18 protein-coding genes are annotated in these 18,897 nt (G+C 51.9%); 8 read left to right on the forward strand and 10 right to left on the reverse strand.

Annotation, left to right across the window (positions count from 1 at the left end; translation table 11 throughout):
- The first annotated feature begins 11 nt into the window (after positions 1–11).
- From HV832_RS02490 to HV832_RS02510, 5 genes are all read left to right on the forward strand, one after another.
- Positions 12–2,219, forward strand: coding sequence for a YgiQ family radical SAM protein (locus HV832_RS02490; RefSeq protein WP_218131947.1), 2,208 nt, complete (start codon positions 12–14; stop codon positions 2,217–2,219).
- A gap of 174 nt (positions 2,220–2,393) precedes the next feature.
- Entirely contained in the window at positions 2,394–2,675 is a 282-nt protein-coding gene (locus tag HV832_RS02495) for a hypothetical protein (RefSeq protein WP_176801947.1), read from the forward strand.
- Positions 2,676–2,819: 144 nt separating this feature from the next.
- Positions 2,820–3,924 (forward strand): peptide chain release factor 2 gene (gene prfB, locus HV832_RS02500; protein WP_176801948.1). Its coding sequence is split into 2 segments (ribosomal slippage): positions 2,820–2,900 and positions 2,902–3,924, totalling 1,104 coding nucleotides; the frame shifts between segments, so codons are not numbered across the junction.
- Positions 3,925–4,040: 116 nt separating this feature from the next.
- Positions 4,041–5,579, forward strand: a complete 1,539-nt coding sequence (gene lysS / locus HV832_RS02505) for a lysine--tRNA ligase (RefSeq protein WP_176801949.1) — start codon at positions 4,041–4,043, stop codon at positions 5,577–5,579.
- 88 nt (positions 5,580–5,667) lie between these two features.
- Entirely contained in the window at positions 5,668–7,446 is a 1,779-nt protein-coding gene (locus HV832_RS02510; protein ID WP_218131929.1) for an ABC transporter ATP-binding protein, read from the forward strand.
- A 130-nt stretch (positions 7,447–7,576) separates the two neighbouring features.
- Here HV832_RS02510 and HV832_RS02515 read toward each other — a convergent pair whose 3' ends face one another.
- Both HV832_RS02515 and HV832_RS02520 read right to left on the reverse strand, forming a co-directional pair.
- The gene (locus HV832_RS02515) at positions 7,577–8,572 is read right to left on the reverse strand and encodes an NAD(P)/FAD-dependent oxidoreductase (RefSeq protein ID WP_176801950.1); all 996 of its coding nucleotides are present in this window, start codon (positions 8,570–8,572) and stop codon (positions 7,577–7,579) included.
- Between the two features lie 76 nt (positions 8,573–8,648).
- Complete coding sequence (locus tag HV832_RS02520) at positions 8,649–9,098, reverse strand: CBS domain-containing protein (RefSeq protein ID WP_176801951.1); 450 nt, start codon at positions 9,096–9,098, stop codon at positions 8,649–8,651.
- A 161-nt stretch (positions 9,099–9,259) separates the two neighbouring features.
- Between HV832_RS02520 and HV832_RS02525 the strand changes: the two genes are divergently transcribed.
- The 3 genes from HV832_RS02525 to HV832_RS02535 are packed head-to-tail and all read left to right on the forward strand — an operon-like array spanning position 9,260 to position 12,007.
- Positions 9,260–10,570: an O-acetylhomoserine aminocarboxypropyltransferase gene (locus HV832_RS02525; protein ID WP_176801952.1), complete on the forward strand. Its 1,311-nt coding sequence runs from the start codon at positions 9,260–9,262 to the stop codon at positions 10,568–10,570.
- A 1-nt stretch (position 10,571) separates the two neighbouring features.
- Positions 10,572–11,378: an alpha/beta fold hydrolase gene (locus HV832_RS02530; protein ID WP_176801953.1), complete on the forward strand. Its 807-nt coding sequence runs from the start codon at positions 10,572–10,574 to the stop codon at positions 11,376–11,378.
- Between the two features lie 5 nt (positions 11,379–11,383).
- Positions 11,384–12,007 (forward strand): LysE family translocator, encoded by a 624-nt coding sequence (locus HV832_RS02535; RefSeq protein WP_176801954.1) that lies wholly within the window; start codon positions 11,384–11,386, stop codon positions 12,005–12,007.
- A gap of 55 nt (positions 12,008–12,062) precedes the next feature.
- Here HV832_RS02535 and HV832_RS02540 read toward each other — a convergent pair whose 3' ends face one another.
- The 8 genes from HV832_RS02540 to HV832_RS02570 form a co-directional block, all read right to left on the reverse strand.
- Positions 12,063–13,037, reverse strand: coding sequence for a hypothetical protein (locus tag HV832_RS02540; RefSeq protein WP_218131930.1), 975 nt, complete (start codon positions 13,035–13,037; stop codon positions 12,063–12,065).
- Positions 13,038–13,301: 264 nt separating this feature from the next.
- A complete protein-coding gene (locus tag HV832_RS17205; RefSeq protein ID WP_223827115.1) occupies positions 13,302–13,730 on the reverse strand; it encodes a GNAT family N-acetyltransferase in 429 nt (142 codons plus the stop codon).
- Between the two features lie 3 nt (positions 13,731–13,733).
- Entirely contained in the window at positions 13,734–14,168 is a 435-nt protein-coding gene (locus HV832_RS17210; protein WP_223827116.1) for an acyl-CoA thioesterase, read from the reverse strand.
- A 6-nt stretch (positions 14,169–14,174) separates the two neighbouring features.
- Entirely contained in the window at positions 14,175–15,071 is an 897-nt protein-coding gene (locus tag HV832_RS02550) for an alpha/beta fold hydrolase (RefSeq protein WP_176801955.1), read from the reverse strand.
- 54 nt (positions 15,072–15,125) lie between these two features.
- Positions 15,126–16,025 carry an SDR family oxidoreductase gene (locus HV832_RS02555; RefSeq protein WP_176801956.1) on the reverse strand — a complete coding sequence of 300 codons (900 nt, stop codon included), beginning with the start codon at positions 16,023–16,025 and terminating at the stop codon, positions 15,126–15,128.
- 42 nt (positions 16,026–16,067) lie between these two features.
- On the reverse strand, positions 16,068–17,066 hold the full coding sequence (locus HV832_RS02560) for an NADP-dependent oxidoreductase (protein ID WP_176802105.1): 999 nt from the start codon (positions 17,064–17,066) through the stop codon (positions 16,068–16,070).
- An 8-nt stretch (positions 17,067–17,074) separates the two neighbouring features.
- On the reverse strand, positions 17,075–18,325 hold the full coding sequence (locus HV832_RS02565) for a serine hydrolase domain-containing protein (RefSeq protein WP_223827150.1): 1,251 nt from the start codon (positions 18,323–18,325) through the stop codon (positions 17,075–17,077).
- A 103-nt stretch (positions 18,326–18,428) separates the two neighbouring features.
- Complete coding sequence (locus HV832_RS02570; protein ID WP_176801958.1) at positions 18,429–18,890, reverse strand: PaaI family thioesterase; 462 nt, start codon at positions 18,888–18,890, stop codon at positions 18,429–18,431.
- Positions 18,891–18,897: the final 7 nt, after the last annotated feature.

Below are 18,897 nucleotides of genomic sequence, written 5' to 3' on the forward strand. Positions count from 1 at the left end.
CGTTTTTACCTATGTCCCGTGCAGAAATGGATGCCTTGGGCTGGGACAGTTGCGATGTAATCTTGATTACCGGAGATGCCTACATTGACCATCCCAGTTTTGGCATGGCATTGATCGGCCGCCTGCTGGAACATCACGGCTTCCGTGTCGGCATCATCAGCCAGCCCGACTGGCATTCAGCAGACGCTTTCCGCGCTCTTGGTAAACCGAATCTGTATTTCGGTGTCACTGCCGGCAATATGGATTCCATGGTCAACAAGTACACTGCTGACCGTAAAATCCGTTCGGAAGATGCCTACACGGCAAACGGTGAAAAAGACAAGCGACCCGACCGGGCTCTGACCGTTTATGCGCAGCGCGCCCGTGAAGCTTTCCCGGAAACCAATGTCGTCATCGGCAGTATTGAAGCCAGTCTGCGCCGTATTGCACATTATGATTATTGGTCAGATAAAGTCCGCCGCTCAGTGTTACCGGATTCCAAGGCAGACATTCTGTTGTTTGGCAATGCCGAACGCGCACTGATCGACCTGACGCACAGACTGGCTGCCGGTGAGCCAATCAAAAATATCCGGAATCTGCGCGGTACCGCCTTCATGGTGCCACGTGGCTGGCTGCCGGATGTGGAATGGACAGAAATCAATTCCGTCAAAATCGATACGCCGGGCCGGATTGACATGCATACCGACCCGTATGCCATGGCTCCGGAAAAAGAAGCCAAATGCACGACCGACACCACACCCGCAATAGATGAAAAAGCAGACGTGGTACAGCAGCAGGCGATCCGCATCATGAGCCGCGAAGAACGTCAGCTGATGCTAAAAAATAAACAGCACAAGAGCGTCATACGACTCCCCTCTTTCGAGGAAGTCAAAGACAATCCGGTCATGTACGCCCATGCCTCACGAGTGTTTCACCTGGAGGCCAACCCCGGCAATGCCAAAGCGCTGGTGCAGATGCACGACAACAGAGATGTCTGGCTGAACCCACCACCCTTACCACTGGCAATGGATGAAATGGATGGCGTCTATGACCGTGCTTACGCGCGTGCGCCGCATCCTTCGTATGGCAATGCACGCATCCCTGCCTGGGAAATGATCCGTTTCTCTATCAACATTATGCGCGGCTGTTTTGGCGGCTGCACTTTCTGTTCAATCACAGAACATGAGGGACGGATTATTCAAAGCCGCTCAGAACCATCCATCCTGCGTGAAATTGAAGATATCCGCGATAAAGTCAAAGGCTTCACCGGCACCATCTCTGATCTTGGCGGCCCCACAGCCAATATGTACCGGCTGGCATGCAAAGATAAAAAAATCGAAGAATCCTGTCGTCGGCTTTCCTGCGTTTATCCGACGATCTGCAACAATCTGGGCACCGACCACAGCAAACTGATTTCCATCTACCGCAAAGCACGTGCTATTCCGGGAATCAAAAAAATCCTGATCAGTTCGGGTCTGCGTTATGACCTGGCGGTGCGCTCGCCGGAATACGTGAAAGAATTGGTCACCCACCATGTCGGCGGCCTGTTGAAAATTGCGCCAGAACATACCGAGCAAAATACGCTGTCGAAAATGATGAAACCCGGCATCGGCACCTACGATGAATTCAAAGCGATGTTTGACCGTTATTCGAAGGAAGCCGGCAAGGAACAGTACCTGATCCCCTACTTCATTGCGGCGCATCCCGGTACAACGGACGACGACATGGTCAACCTGGCATTGTGGCTGAAGGAAAAGGATTTCCGGCTGGATCAGGTACAGACCTTCATGCCGACGCCGATGGCGCTGGCAACGACGATGTACCATTCCCGTAAAAACCCGCTGAAGAAAGTCACGGAAGATTCCGAAGCAGTGGAAACCGCCCGTTCCGGAAAAATCCGGAAATTTCATAAGGCACTGTTACGCTATCACGCACCGGAAAATTGGGAAATACTGCATGAAGGCTTGCTCCGCATGGGGCGACGCGATCTCATTGGCAATGGTCCGCGGCATCTGATTCCGCCGCGCCAACCGGTTATCCCTGTTGCGCCAGGTGAAAGTGGCATCATGAATGGTCGCCGGATTGCAGCACCAAAGGTCAACACGTATGGAAAAAAACCTCAGCCGGCCAGAAACCCTATGGTAAGCAGCAAAACCAATTCGTCCGGCGTTTCAGCAACAGGTCTGTCGTACAAAGTTCCGAAAGCAAAATCAGCTTCAGCCAGAAGCCGTAGCCGCTAATTCATACCGGCTGAATCAAGCAATCCCCCGCCCTGCAAGATCAAAAACTGTGCTTGCCACACAGCTTTTTGATCTCCGGTATCCGCACCGTATCAGCTACGGTAAAATGCATTAATCGCTCTAAGATTGGGCCTTGCATCTGTCATTCACATTTACGGAGGACGTATGAAGCACATGAAGACTGTATTAATCCTTGAGCATACCGAGGAAGTTTTTGACAAGCTCACCTGCGATGTCTGTGGTGCGGAATCACACTGGGATGAAAACTGGGGTAAAAAAGAGCATGAAAAAATTCTCACCACCATCTCAATGGAGGAAGAAGAATCTTTCCCCAACGGCGGTCAGTCACAGCTAATCCAATATCATATCTGCCCGGACTGCTTCAAAGCCCATCTGAGCAAATGGATGGAAAGCCATCGCGGCAACAAACCAACCGTCACCACCTCGGTCTGGTAATCAGGATTGCCTGCCATCAGTTTCACTTTTGGTAGCTCCCCCCTCTTGTCCCTGGAATATCTGGGCAAAATACAGTTCAAACCGCCTTGTATAAGATCGATCGGGGTATAATGCAAGGTTTTACTGCATTTAAAATGACCCATTATGGAAGCCGAACGCCTCAATAGCCTCTCCTCCCTGCTCGCCGACCTGACCGTCCGCGAAGCCGAACTCCGGAGGTATCTTTGACTTCGATATCAAGTCAGAGAAACTCGAACAAGTTAACGCCGAATTAGAAGACCCGTCGGTCTGGAACGATCCCAAGCGCGCGCAGGATCTCGGCAAAGAAAAAAAATCGCTGGAAGCCGTTGTCAACACGCTGACTGAAGCCGAATCCGGTTTGCGCGATGCGAACGATCTGTTCGCGATGGCGAAAGAAGAAAACGACGACGATACGCTGGAATCTATCGAAACCGACGTGCAGCATTTGCGTGAACTGGTCGAAGGCATGGAATTCCGCCGCATGTTCAACAATCCGATGGATCCGAACAACTGCTTTATCGATATCCAGGCTGGCGCTGGCGGCACTGAAGCGCAGGATTGGGCGTCGATGCTGTTGCGACAATATCTGCGTTATTGCGAACGTAAAGGCTTCAAGGTTGAAATTCTTGAGCAATCCGATGGCGACGTGGCCGGCATCAAGACCGCTACGCTGAAAGTAGAGGGTGACTACGCTTACGGTTTCCTGCGCACCGAAACGGGTGTGCACCGTCTGGTGCGTAAATCGCCTTTCGACTCCAACAATGGCCGTCATACCTCGTTCTCCAGCCTGTTTGTATATCCGGAAGTCGATGAATCATTTGAGATCGACATCAACCCGGCCGATGTGCGCACTGATACTTACCGCGCTTCTGGTGCCGGTGGTCAGCATATTAATAAAACAGACTCCGCGGTACGTCTGACCCACGGCCCGTCCGGCATTGTGGTGCAATGTCAGAATGACCGCAGCCAGCATCGTAACCGTGCCGAAGCCTGGGAAATGCTGAAAGCAAAATTGTTTGAACTCGAATTACGCAAACGCATGAGCGAAAAGCAAAATCTGGAAGATTCCAAAACCGATGTCGGCTGGGGTCATCAGATCCGTTCTTACGTGCTGGATCAGTCGCGTATCAAGGATTTGCGTACCGGGTTTGAAACAGGCAATACCAAAGCCGTGCTCGATGGCGATCTGGATGAATTCATCGCCGCCTCGCTGAAGCAAGGTGTTTAAGCGGGCTGCGACAAGCAAGTACAGAGACGCAATCTCTTATATCTGAAATTGCGTCACATACATCCAACAGGCGGGCAGGCTGCCCGGACAACTGAGAGAAATCTGAGAGAAATCTTATGTCAGAACTGAATAACCAAACCGCTGCCAGCGAATTACCGGCCGATGAAAACTCCATCATCGCGGAGCGCCGTGCCAAGCTCGACGCGATCCGCACCAAAGGCATCGCCTTCCCTAACGACTTCCGTCCGCAACATAAAGCCGCCAGCTTACAAGAACAGTACGGCACGATAGACCGTGAAGAACTGGAAGCAATGAATGTCGAAGTCAGCGTTGCCGGCCGCATGATGCTCAAGCGTGAAGCAGGTAAAAAAGCTGCTTTCGCAACTTTGCAGGATGCGTCTGGCAACAAAGCAGATGGCCGCATTCAGTTGTATGTCACTCTGGATAAAACAGGTGAGGAGGCGATGGAAGCCTTCCGCCATTACGATCTGGGCGACATCCTTGGTGTTGAAGGCGTACTATTTAAAACCAAGACAGACGAACTGACCGTTAAAGTCACGACATTACGCTTATTGACTAAGTCGCTGCGCCCTCTGCCAGATAAATTCCACGGTCTGGCGAATCAGGAAACCAAATACCGTCAGCGCTATGTTGATCTGATTATGAGTGAAGACACGCGCCGCACCTTCAAAGCGCGTACTGCGGCAATGACATCGATCCGTAACTTCATGGCCAGCCATGAATTCATGGAAGTCGAAACACCGATGCTGCATGTCATTCCGGGCGGTGCAGCAGCCAAACCTTTCATCACGCATCACAATGCGCTGGACATGGAAATGTATCTGCGTATCGCGCCTGAACTGTATCTGAAGCGACTGGTCGTCGGCGGCTTCAATCGCGTGTTTGAAGTCAACCGCAATTTCCGTAACGAGGGTGTGTCACCACGCCACAATCCTGAATTCACGATGATGGAATTCTACGCAGCCTATGTCGATTACAAATGGCTGATGGACTTCACTGAACAAGTCATCCGCAAAGCTGCGGAAGATGCGCACGGCACGGCAGTGCTGACCTATCAGGGCAAAGAACTTGACCTGTCAAAACCATTCGAGCGCCTGACCATCGTCGGTGCGATCAATAAATACGCACCGCAATACACGCAAGAACAATTGCATGATGCTGAATTCATCAAAGCTGAATTGCTGAAGTTCGGCGTCAAACCGTTTGCTGCTGCTGGACTTGGTGCCTTGCAACTGGCACTGTTTGAAGAAACTGCCGAAGCACAATTATGGAATCCGACGTACATCATCGACTACCCTGTCGAAGTGTCGCCACTGGCGCGTGCTTCTGATACTGTTCCCGGCATCACTGAGCGCTTCGAGTTGTTCATGACCGGTCGTGAAATCGCGAATGGTTTCTCGGAATTGAACGACGCCGAAGATCAGGCCGCACGCTTCCAGGCGCAGGTTGCAGCAAAAGATGCGGGTGATGAAGAGGCGATGTACTACGACGCTGATTACATCCGTGCACTCGAATACGGCTTGCCGCCAACCGGCGGTTGCGGTATCGGCATCGACCGTCTGATGATGTTGATTACTGATTCGCCGAATATCCGTGACGTGATTCTGTTCCCGCATCTGCGCCGCGAAGACTGATCTTCGACGCCATAGCGAAACGTTACATAACGAGAAGGGACTGTATGATGCAGTCTCTTTTTTTTACCATCTGATTGAGTCAAACATCATGTCAGCCATACATCCTCTTAAAAAATTATTGCGTTATGCCAGTACTTATAAAACTGATCTGCGGCTGGCAACACTGTATTCAATACTGAATAAATTTTTTGATGTGCTGCCGGAAGTGCTGATCGGCGTGGCCGTCGATATCGTTGTTAACGGCGAAAAAAGCTTTCTCGCCAAACGTGTGCTGGGCAGCTTCGGCATGACGGAAACCTGGCATCAGTTGGTGTTTCTCGGCGTCGTCAATGCGTTTATATGGATGGGCGAATCCTGGTTTGAATATTTACTGTCACTGAAATGGCGCAAGCTGGCGCAGAATCTGCAACATGATTTACGGCTGGACACATACGACCACGTACAAAAACTGGAGATGGCGTATTTTGAAAATCAGCGTACCGGCAATCTGATGTCGGTGCTGAATGAAGACATCAATCAGATGGAACGTTTTCTGAACGGTGGAGCGAATCAGATCATTCAGGTGATCTGCTCCTCCGTCATGGTCAGCGCGGTCTTCTTTGTGCTGCAACCTTCGTTGGCGATCATTTCCCTGCTGCCGGTACCGGTAATTCTGTTCGGCGCATTCTGGTTCCAGAAACGGCTGGCGCCGCGTTACGCCGAAGTCCGCGAAGCCGCTGGCGACGTCAGCGCCCGTCTGAACAATAATCTGCTCGGGCTGGCCACGATCAAAGCGTTTGCCACCGAAGATTTTGAGAAAAAGCATATTGCCGAAGCCAGCAATACTTATCGCCAGGCCAACGCGCGGGCAATTGCAGTCAGCGCTGCCATTACCCCGGTAATTCGCATGGCGATTCTGGCAGGCTTTACCGCGACACTGGTCTACGGCGGCTGGCTGACGCTGCATGATGAGCTGGCAGTCGGCGCATATTCAGTACTGGTTTATCTGACGCAACGCCTGTTATGGCCGATGACAGGTCTGGCTGAGGTGGCGGATATGTATCAACGCTCCATGTCAGCCATTGACCGTGCCATGAACCTGCTAGATACACCAATCAACATTCACTACGAGGGCGCGCATCTGCCACAGGCTACCGTCAGGGGTGATCTTCGCTTTGAGCAAGTCAGTTTTGCCTACGGAGAGCAGACCACGCTGGCGCACATCAACCTACATATTCCGGCAGGTAAAACAGTGGCATTCGTTGGCTCTACCGGCTCGGGAAAATCGACGCTGGTGAAACTGCTATTGCGTTTTTATACCCCGCAATCAGGCCATATCCTGCTTGATGGCCAGGCAACTGATATGCTGAAGCTGCAAGACTTACGACGTGTGATTGGCTACGTGGCGCAAGACAGTTTCCTGACTGACGGCACGATCGCCGACAACATTGCCTACGGACTCGAAAACATCAGTGAGCAGGCGATTGCAGATGCCGCCCGCGCGGCAGAAGCCATGGAGTTCATTCAAAAACTCCCGCTCGGCTTTGCCACCCGCATCGGTGAACGGGGACAAAAACTGTCCGGCGGTCAGCGCCAGCGTCTTGCGCTGGCACGCGCCATCCTGAAAAATCCGCCGATCCTGATACTGGATGAAGCGACCAGCGCGATCGATAACGAAACCGAGGCCGCCATCCAACGCAGCCTGGAGGTTGTCAGCCGCAATCGCACTACCATTGTGATTGCACATCGCCTGTCAACCGTCCGCCAGGCCGATTGTATTCATGTGCTGGAATCCGGCAGCATCGTCGAAAGCGGAACGCATGAGCAGCTATTGCAACTGCACGGTGCTTACGCTGCATTGTGGCGCCTGCAGACCGGAGAAAAATAAGTCGCTGCGCTGTTGCCTGTAAACGCCACAATCTGTAACAGGCAACAGCGCAGCGATCAGAACAGCCGAAAAACTGATGCGGGGCGTAGTGACGGCCTCACAACTGGCTCAACATCAGAATGCTGCTGAGTCACGACGTTATTTCTTTCGACAGCGCCAGACCGCTCAGAAACGCATTTTCGATACGACCAGCGCCCTCCAGTCCGTTAGAAAACCAGTCACCGCAAATCCCGATGCCCAGACTGGCATTCCACAAACAATCCATATCCAGCGGATGTTCCGCCTGTGCAAAACGCCACAGATGCGTTACCGCATAAATCGGCTGCACCCAGGAATCGGTTGCTTCATGAAAGGCTTTCGATAATTTATCGCGGACACGTTCAGGGTCATCTTCCAGATGCTCCCGGCTCCAGCCGGGTGTTGCATGCAATATCCAGCGGTCGCCAAGCCGGTGACCGGGCTTGGAGGTATCCCTGGCAATCCAGTTCAAGCGCGAATGCTCCACCCATGCTGCATCAAACGGCAATTCCAGCGAATCCTGAAATCCCAGCATCAGTGCCCAGCATGGCGCCATATTGACCGGCCGAATCTGCTGCTGCAGCCTGGGTGCAATCGCCAGCAAGGTAAACGCCTGATCCGCAGGCAAGGCCAGCACGACAGCATCAAACGGACCGGCAGATGCAGGAATGGCGACTTCTGGTGACGCCAGTTTCAATAACCAGCGGTCTTCCCATTTTTCCAGCGCCACGACTCTTTGCTCTTTGCGGATATCCAGACCGTGCGCCAGTTGTCTGCCCAGGCCATTCATGGAAGGAAGCGCGACGTAACGGTGTGCACTGCGTCCTGCCGGTTTCGCCGCGCCCTGTTCCAGCATAACCAGCCGCGGATTCCAGGCTGTAATCCAGCCCATTTTCTTCCAGTCGGCAATTTCCTTTTTAAAGCGTTCGCTGGTACCGGTCATATATTGCGCACCATGATCAAAAGCCCCCAGCTCAGTCTGCCTGCTGGCCATGCGACCGCTGACATCGGCACTCTTTTCATACACAGTGATGTGATGCCCCTGCGCCTGCAACTGTCGTGCGACTGTCAGACCGGATAATCCGGCACCGATTACAGCAATATTCATATGATTCCTTTCAGAAAAATAAAAACGCCCGCAACCTGGGTGCGGGCGTTTCAGGGCATTAGCGGGCCATCAGCATTTATTCTTCGCTTTCTTCCACAGGCCAGTCGCGGATGTAGGCTTTCAGCATCTTGTTTTCAAAACTCTGTGCTTCCAGCACTGCTTTGGCAACGTCGTAGAAAGAAATTACGCCCAGCAGAGTCTTTGCATCCATCACTGGTAAATAACGGGAATGTTTTTCCAGCATCATCCGTCGCACTTCATTGACTTCTGTTTCGGGGGTCACAGTAATCGGGTGATCATCCATGTATTTGCGAACGGTGCCGGCTCCCAGTGAGCCATTGTTTTTATGAATTGCACGGATCACTTCACGGAATGTCAGTATGCCTGCCAGATCTCCGTATTCCATCACAACCAGGGAACCTATATCTTTTTCTTCCATCACGCTGACTGCGTCTGCAATGGCAGTGTCTGGCGTGATGGTAAAAAGGATATTGCCTTTAACCTGAAGTATTTCGGAAACTTTCATGAGCGCCCCCTCCTGAGACCGGTATGATTTGAAACTGTTTTCAATGTATCGCAAGCCATGTAAAAAATCCAGCAAGTTCCTTATTTTCCGGATCAAAACACAATTTCATTTTGTTGCGTTGATGGTAGCATTGCTGCATCACAATATGGAGACTGAATACGATGAGCGCCCCCCGTTATCCCGGTTTTGACACACTCGCGCTACATGCTGGCGCTGCGCCTGATCCGGCGACCGGTGCCAGAGCCACGCCGATCTATCTGACTTCCTCATTCAGCTTTAAAGACTCCGACCACGCGGCTTCCCTGTTTAACATGGAACGCGCAGGCCATGTTTACTCGCGTATTTCCAATCCGACCAACGCTGTACTGGAAGAGCGGATTGCCGCGCTTGAAGGCGGTGTAGCGGGTATCGCTGTCGCCAGTGGCCAGGCAGCGCTGCATCTCGGTCTGGCAACTATTGCCGGCGCAGGCTCACATATTGTCGCATCGCGCGCGCTGTATGGCGGCTCGCACAATCTGCTGGCGTATACGATGCGGCGATTTGGTATAGAAACGACTTTTGTCGACCCGCGCGACCTGAATGCCTGGCAGCAGGCTATCCGTCCCGAAACCAAGGTCCTGTTTGCGGAAACACTGGGAAACCCCGGGCTGGATGTGTTGAATATACCCGCTGTTGCTGAGATCGCCCATCAACACTCCCTGCCGCTGATGGTGGACTCGACGTTTACCACGCCGTATCTGCTGCGCCCGTTTGAGCACGGGGCTGATCTGGTATTTCATTCCGCCACCAAATTCCTGTGTGGTCACGGAACAGCAATTGGTGGCCTGCTGGTCGATGGCGGTACATTTGACTGGCAGCAGGCTTATGAAAAAACCGGCCGTTTTGCCGAGTTGTGCGAACCTTATGATGGCTTCCATGGCATGGTGTTCACCGAAGAATCCACCGTCAGTGCTTTTGCGCTGCGCGCCAGACGCGAAGGCCTGCGCGATTTCGGCGCCTGTATGAGTCCCTATAACGCATTCACCATTCTTCAGGGTGTAGAAACCTTGGGCTTACGAATGGACAGGCACATCAGCAATACGCGCAAGATCGTGGAATTTCTCTTAAGCCATCCAGCCGTTGCCTCTGTTGCTTATCCAGAACTAGAAAGCCACCCTGATTATGCACTGACAAAGACCTTGTTGCCCAACGGCTGCGGTGCGGTATTTTCCTTTAATCTGAAAGGTGACCGTGCTGCAGGACGTCGCTTTGTCGAGTCACTCAGCGTTTTTTCCCATCTCGCCAATGTGGGCGATGCCAAATCACTGGTTATTCATCCTGCATCGACCACACATTTCCGCGTCCCGCCGGAACAACTCGCCGCTTCAGGTATTACTGAGGGCACGATGCGTCTGTCAGTCGGACTTGAGAATGCGGACGATCTGATCGAAGACCTGAGCAAAGCGCTGAAAGCCGCACAGAAAGGGGCCTGAGATGCAAATGACGATTCACGGACAAATTGCTTACAGTTATACCGGCAGCAAATCACTGAACCCAGATTTACAGACCGTTGTATTCATTCATGGTGCCCAGAATGATCACTCGGTCTGGGGGCTACAGTCGCGCTACTTTGCCAATCACGGCTATAACGTGCTGGCGGTCGATTTACCTGGACACGGCCGCAGTCAGGGTCTTGCATTAGCGTCAGTTGAAGCAATGGCGGACTGGATCATTGCCTTGCTCAACAGCGCAGGTATCCGGCAGGCCGCACTGATAGGACACAGCATGGGATCGCTGATTGCTTTGGAAACCTGTCACCGTATCCCTGAGAGGATTACCCATCTGGCTTTGCTCGGATCGGCCTATCCAATGAAAGTATCAGATACCTTGTTAGCGACTTCGCGTGACAATGAACAACTGGCCATTGATATGGTTAATATCTGGTCACACTCATCCATTGCCCATAAGCCATCCTGTCCCGGCCCAGGTTTTTCGGTGCTGGGGGGCAGCAAACGCCTCATGCAACGAATTTCTGCACTAAATCCGACACAGGTTTTTTACAATGATTTCTCCGCCTGCAATGCCTATTCCAATGGAGAAGCAGCCGCGCAGTCTGTCAATTGTCCCTGTCTCTTTCTGTCAGGAAAAAAAGACATGATGACGCCTGTCAAAGCCACTAAAACACTAAGTCAGCTAATCAGGCACTGTCAGACCGTATTGCTGGATCAGTGTGGTCATTCCCTGATGGCGGAACAGCCAGACGCTGTTCTGGATACTTTGCGCACTTTCCTGAAAAACTGAGCCGAATGAGTATGAATCTGGAAAGCTGGTTGCTGTTTACCGCCACAGAAGCCGCACTGTCCCTGTCTCCGGGGCCAGCAGTGATGATGGTAGTTGCCTATGGTATTGCGAGAGGCTGGCGCAACTCCCTGTTTGTCACGCTAGGAATTCTGACTGGCAACGCCATCTATTTTGCAATTTCAGCGACTGGAATTGGCAGTCTGATCCTGACCTCACCTGCCGTCTTCATGGGCATCAAATATCTTGGTGCTGCCTATCTGGTTTATCTGGGATTGTCTGCTATTTTCGGCAAACCATCACCGATTACCTTGTCACGAATCGATCAGAAAGCAAACAACGGCATACGAATCTTTCTTAGTGCACTGAGCCTGCAATTGACCAATCCAAAAACACTGCTGATGTTCGTCGCTATCCTGCCCCAATTTATTGATCCACAACAGCCGGTTGGGCTGCAAATGCTGATTCTGGCAGGATGCTCCATTATTCCTGAATTTTTTATTCTTCTGGGTTACGGCATGCTCGCCAGTAAGGCAAGTCACTGGGCGACGCAAAAGGAATATGCCGTCATCACGGAACGTATTGCGGGAACGCTGGTTTTATCGGCAGGTGTACTTGTAGCGTTAATCTGAAGCAAACCGGAACTATGTGACTCTTGTAATTACACTGCCACAGTCTGTCAATTGACTAGGCAGCCTCAAAGTAATCCAGAAATCTCCTGCAAAATACATCTCTCAATTGTTCATCGAGATGATTGATACCAGCAGCCGCGCTTCGCCCACCTCCTTCGTCAAAACCGAGACACAAACTGCTTGCCGGTTTCCTATCTGGTTCCGCAGAGCGCACGCTGACCAGATATCCCTGCTCTTTTTGCGGTGTGAGTACCGCAAACGAACGGAAAGGTTCATTCTGTATCAAATTATTTGCCAGCACACCTGAGAGACGGTGCGACCAGAGGGTATCGGGCAAAATATAGATTGCACATTTCCGACCAATGGCGTAGGGACGCAATTCCGCAACACTGGCAGACTCCAGTGAATACGCATATTGCAATGCAAGAAAATAAGAAGATTCATGGATAAACGCAAAAGGATCGCTATAACGATGCAACTCCTGATACAGCGCTGCAGGATGAATGTGCAGATCTTCAACCCGTTCGCCATAGGAATTGTAATTCAGCAGTTGCCCTAACTCCTGCAGGACATTGCTGTCGGCCTCATTCAGACCATGTCTGCTGGCCAGCCCGCGGGCAACCGACTGCAGATTATCGCCAAATGCAGCCACTATCGCCCATACGATATAACGATCCTGCAAATACTGGCTGACCAGAATACTGGTACAAACATCACCGGCATTACTCCAGTGACGTTCCAGATACGGATGATTAAATGCATGTCGGGCCGTATGATGATCAAAATACAACACTTCGGCACCAGCTGCCAGATGTCGCCGGAGCGCCTCGCAGTTGGCATCCAGCGAAATATCAAGCACAGTCAGCTGATCCCCCTTTGCAGCCTGTACCCGCTCCAGTAAGGCAATGTCACGTTTCACACCGGTAACGAGAATTGCTTCAACCGGAAACGCCATGCGCAACTGGTGAAGTGCGCATAGACCGTCGGCATCGCCGTTAAAAATATCTACATATCTTTTCACATCTGACATCGCACTGACCTTTCAGTCTGGATGCACATCATGTCGCGTGATGCATTGCTAAACAGTATCACCTTCAATATTCGGAGTACCGAGCGCGAGTTTTCACCGGTAGCCTTGATCGGCAATATTTCAATATTCACCGTGCCTAATATTGCCCGGTCTCGATTGATATCTGTTTTAATTTAGATGATTTTTAACAACAAGGCAATTTTTCTGAGGATTTATTTCTGATGTCTAACTCGTGAGCGGAATAAAAAATACTAATAATCTGTTTCAGTCAAAGTGATATTGCATATGGATATGCGGAATCCCCGCCTCCATGAAGAGGTCGCCATCACGGATAAAGCCTTCTTTGAGATAAAAATGCTCTGCACTTTGCTGTGCATTCAGACGGACACAGGCATCACCGCGTTGTTTTGCCTGCTGCATCAGCTGCCTTAAGATGGCAGCGCCCACGCCGGCACCGCGAGCCTTAGCCAACACCGCCATACGGCCAATATGCCCGTCCGGCAACAGACGCCCGGTACCGATTGCCTGTTGTTGCTCATCATACGCAACGGCATGCAGACATACGGTGTCGTTGATATCCCATTCAAGCTCGGCAGGAATTTTCTGTTCCTCCACGAACACGGCATAACGGACAGTCTGCGCATCCTTTTGCAGAGTAGCCCAGTCTCCTAAAACGATGGAAGCAGTCTTCATGAATCAATCCGGAGTGTTGGTTTGGTCGAAAGCCTGAATTATCGCACGCCAGTGCTCAGGAACCGGCGTTCCCTTTCTGAGCGCTGTGTCAGCATATACGTAAGTCAGATTTCCGCTGACCAGATGTGTATCTTCCTTGAAAATACCGATACTGAACTGCATCGATGAATTTCCGATCCGCTCGCAACGGACCCCGATATCCAGCAAATCATCGAACCTGGCCGGAGCGATATATTCAATACCTGCTTTTCTGGCAAACAATTCTCTGCCGGTCTTTGCCTGCTCCGCCGCATTCGGAAGACCGGTCGCACGCCAGTATTCGGTGAATGCCACATCAAAATACGTCAGGTAATGCCCGTTGAACACAATCGCCTGCATATCCACTTCTGCCCAACGCACCCGCAGCGGGTGAAAAAAAACAAAGTCGGATTTTTTCATCACAGCTCATTCACTCAGATATTGCCTGATCAGACCATTAATTCTCTCAGGCTGCTCGTGAATCACCCAATGCGAACCTTCTGCGATTCGGGTAATGCGCAGATCCGGCACAAAATCCTCCATCCCGTTCAGTAAGGATTTCGGTAGGGCTTTGTCGTTTTCACCCCAGATCACACGCGTGGGAACCCTGACGCGGAAGTCGTCAGGATTCAACGCCAGTTGTTGCGGTCCCTGATGGTTCGCTGTCGGCGGATGCAAAGGCGAGGCCCGATAATAATTCACACCGCCAGACAATCCCCTTGCCCAGCAAGCATGGTAAGCAGCTCGTGTGTCCGCATCAAACCAGTGCGCCTCGCCCTGCCCCATTCCGTTAAAAAAACCGTCCATCAGCGCAAAATCATTTTTTCCCAGCGCTTCTTCTGAGCCTGGCTGGCGCAGCCAGTTCATATACTCGCTGGCGGCTCTTTGCGCAGGATCATTCAGCAGTGCCTGCATGAACAGATAAGGATGCGGCGAATTAATGATGATCAGTTTTTCGATCATTTCAGGTAATGCAATAGCCATATTCCAGCAGACCGCACCGCCCCAGTCATGCGCAACCACAACTGCTTTCTGATATCCGAGCTGCTGTATCAGCAGACGCAAATCATCAACGATATGCCTGGCTTTATAGGCACCCAGTTCTGCCGGCATATCCGACAGATTGAACCCCCGCAGGTCAGGAGCTACCGCAAAATGATCCTGTCCGAATTCCGGCAACTGCGCGGACCATTCGCCCCAGAATTCAGGAAAGCCATGCACAAACAATATCAATGGCTTCCCCACGTCTCCCGCGCTGGCATAGTGCAAACGCGTGCCATTATCCAATACGGCAAACTGATTTTGCTGAATACTGACTGACATCCTGTGACTCCTGATCATGAGGGTTTTACCGGAAAACGGATTGCGACATGGCGCTTATGCTTTCAATTTTGCGCGCAGCATCTCACGGATATGCGGCGTCGCCTTGTAGGGATCACCCGGATTACGCTGCAAAACGATATCCTCCATCCGTTCCTGCACATTACTCAGCGCCCCCGGATGCGAGAAAATATAAAACTGTCCGTTCGCAACCGCCTTGAAGGTATTTTCAGCCACTTCCTGTGCTGTCACCTTGCCAGAGCTAACCGCTTTATCTGACATGGCTTGCGCTGCACGCTGGCTGGCTGTCGGTGCCGCACCCGGCACATCTTCAGGGCGATTCCGGTGAGACTGCGAAATGCCAGTCGGCACGAAATACGGACAGAGCACAGAAGCGCCAATCGGCGCCTCAACCAGCTGCAAATCCTGATACAGCGATTCGGACAAAGAGACCACCGCGTGTTTGGACACGTTATATACACCCATAGTCGGCGCATTCAGCATGCCTGCCATGGAAGCCGTATTAACTATATGACCTTCATAGTGCGGATCTTTTTTGGCGCATTCCAGCATCAGGTTGGTAAAGATCCGTACACCATGAATCACACCCCACAGATTCACACCCAACACCCATTCCCAGTCTGCCTGTGTGTTTTCCCACACCAGTCCGCCTGAACCGACACCGGCATTATTAAATACCAGATGCACCGCACCGAATTTGTCCATTGCAGCATCTGCCAATGCCTGCACCTGCTCGGCATGGCGCACATCACAACGCAGAGCAATCACGTCGGCACCCTGCTGCGCCAGTTCGTTGCGGGTATGTTCCAGCGCATCCTGCTGTACATCGGCCAGTACCAGTTTCATTCCGAGTCTTGCGCCGATCAGTGCGAATTCACGGCCAAATCCACTGGCAGCACCTGTGATAACGGCAACCCGGTCTTTAAATACTTTCATTTGGTCTCCTGATTAATTTTTGTGTTTGATATCTGTGCTGTTTCAGCTCAGTCTGACGAGCTGCTTTCCAAAATTTTTTCCTTTGAGCAGGCCAATGAATGCGTCCGGCGCACTCGCCAGTCCCTCGGCAACGGATTCCCTGAATTTCAGTTTTCCTGATGCAACCAGCGTACCCAGTTCCTGCAAGCCTTGTGGCCATAAATCCATATGTTCGGACACGATGAAACCCTGCATTTTCAGACGCATGGTCAGAAATACCCGGGCGTTGCGAATACTGACTGGCTCGCCGTTATAACCGGAAATCATGCCGCATAAGGCAATCCGGCCAAATGGATTCATCCGCGCCAGACAGGCATCAAAAATTTCACCGCCGACATTTTCAAAAATAGCGTCAATTCCATCCGGCGTTGCTGCTGCCAGATCCGCCTCCAGCTGACCGGCCTTATAGTCGATGCAGGCATCAAAACCAAGCTCCTCCACGACATAAGTACACTTCTCCGCACCGCCAGCGATGCCGACCACGCGACATCCACGTTGTCTGGCAAGCTGGCCGACGACGCTGCCGACAGCACCGCTGGCAGCCGACACCACCACGGTTTCGCCCGCTTTCGGTGACATGATCTGAGTCAGGCCATACCATGCAGTCAGGCCCGGCATACCGACTGCGCCCAGATAAGCGGACAAGGGAATCCGGCTGGTATCGAGCTTTCTCAGCAAGCTACCGTCAGAAACGCCGATTTCTGACCAGCCAAACATGCCCAACACCTGATCACCTGTCTGGAAACGGGCATGCTTACTGGCGATGACTTCGCCAACGGTACCGCCAATCATGGTTTCATTTAAAGGCTGTGGTGCTGCATAACTTTTACTTTCTTCCATCCGGCCACGCATGTAGGGGTCAAGCGACAGAAAGCGGTTACGGATCAGGATTTCCCCTTCCCGGATTTCAGGAAGCGGCAAAGTCTCCAGGCGAAAATTGTCAGGCGTGACCTGCCCATGAGGACGGGAAGCCAGCACGATACGTTGATATGTAGTAGTCATCATATTATTCACTTCATCAGATAATTGGCCAGTGCGGAAAATGCACGGTAGGTAACAGGATCGGTGACCGGGTTGGCGGCCAGCGGGTGTGAGGAAAATTTGACGACCACCATCTCAGCCACCGGGTCAATATAAATGCGCTGACCATGTATACCGCGTGCCTCGAAGGTCTGGTGTGCGTTATGTCCTATCCACCACATATTGTGGTAAGAGTAGCCGGGTAAAGTGACATATCCGGCCTTCGCAAACTTGGCAGGATCCGCACCTTTGCGGATATCCTGCACGACCGCTGCAGGAATGACCTGTTGTCCATTCCACTTGCCGTTCAAACGCATCATTTCACCAAAGCGGGCCATATCCCGCAGCGTCAGGTTCAGGCCACCACCGCCCTGCTCGGTTCCCAGGCGATCGACAGAAAAATACGCGTCATTTTCCATGCCGAGTTTTTGCCAGATCCGCTCAGACAACAGATCAGACAACGATTGTCCGGAAGCGCGGCGCACAATCCAGCCCAGAACCTCCGCATTCACAGTCTTATAGGCAAACGCCTCACCATGTTCGCCTTCCTTTTTCAGCTTGACCAGGAAGTCGTAAAAACTCCGTGGTCCGTCATAAGTGGGGGCAACTGGCAGCAAGCCGCCGGCACGCGCATAATCCCAGATTTCCGCTTTCGGATCGGCGTAGACTTCAGAATATTTGACGCCGATCGTCATATCCATGACCTGGCGCACAGTGGCATCTCCATAAGCGCCGTCTTTTAATTCCGGCACATACTGAGTGACAAGGGCAGACGGGTCCAGTTTGCCCTCTTCTGCCAAGATCGTTGCCAATGTGCCGACGAATGATTTGGTAACGGACATCGCAATATGCGGCAAATACGGTTTGCTGATGCCAAAGTATTTTTCATAAATCACTTTACCCTTGTGCATGACCAGAACACTGTCTGTATAAGTGTTCTGCAGCATGCCCGCCCAGGTCATGTCCGCATTATGCTCGTCAGTAAAATGCAGTTGCTCAATATCACGGTAGGCAGCTGGCAATGCGGACACCGGGCCATTACCATGCCAGACATTCATGGTTGGCCCCAGTTCGCGACCGTGTGAGAACGACCAGCGGGTGCGCGGAAACTGATAATTGCTGCCATTGGCAAATTGAATCAGTTTGTCGGGTGGCGGAGGGAAACCCTGCATCCATCCCAGCTTTTCAGGATCAGTTGAAGCCGGATCGGGAAGGCTGGTCTGTGCCATGGCATGATTCATACTCACTCCCACCAAAACGGTTGTCAGAATAAGGCGGCGTAAAGTTTGCTGCATGTTGTCTCCATCATCATTATTGTGATTACATTGCCAGCACTACCTGCATTCAGTCACTGCCATACAGCTTTTTCATGTTCTCCCCGGATTTCAGTCGACGTAAATATTTAAACGTGCCCATCGCCTTGGCGATCAGTCTGTCGCCATTCCAGATTTCGCCCTCGCAAAAACACATGGTGGTCGATTCATGAAAGGCTTTTCCGCGCGCTTCAATCCGCCCACCGGCAACGCCGCCGGGCTGCAGGAAACTGGTTTTCATTTCAACCGTCACCACACCTTTGAGATCGGCATGCAGCGAGCGCCCTGCCATCGCCATGGCGACGTCCAGCATCGTCATGAGGACACCGCCATGCGTGATTTGCCAGCTGTTCATGTGGCGCGCGGTCAGATCCAGTGAAATGGTTGCCTCACCATTTTCCATGCGCAGAAACTCCACACCCAGATCATGCAGGAATGGGTTCAGAGTCGCGCTAGGCTGCGGAATGTCTATATTGTCTCTGGTCTGAGTCATAATGATC

Origin of the sequence: Cognatundibacterium oligocarboniphilum, from assembly GCF_013377855.1 — a bacterium.
Lineage (GTDB): Bacteria > Pseudomonadota > Gammaproteobacteria > Burkholderiales > Burkholderiaceae_D > Undibacterium > Undibacterium oligocarboniphilum.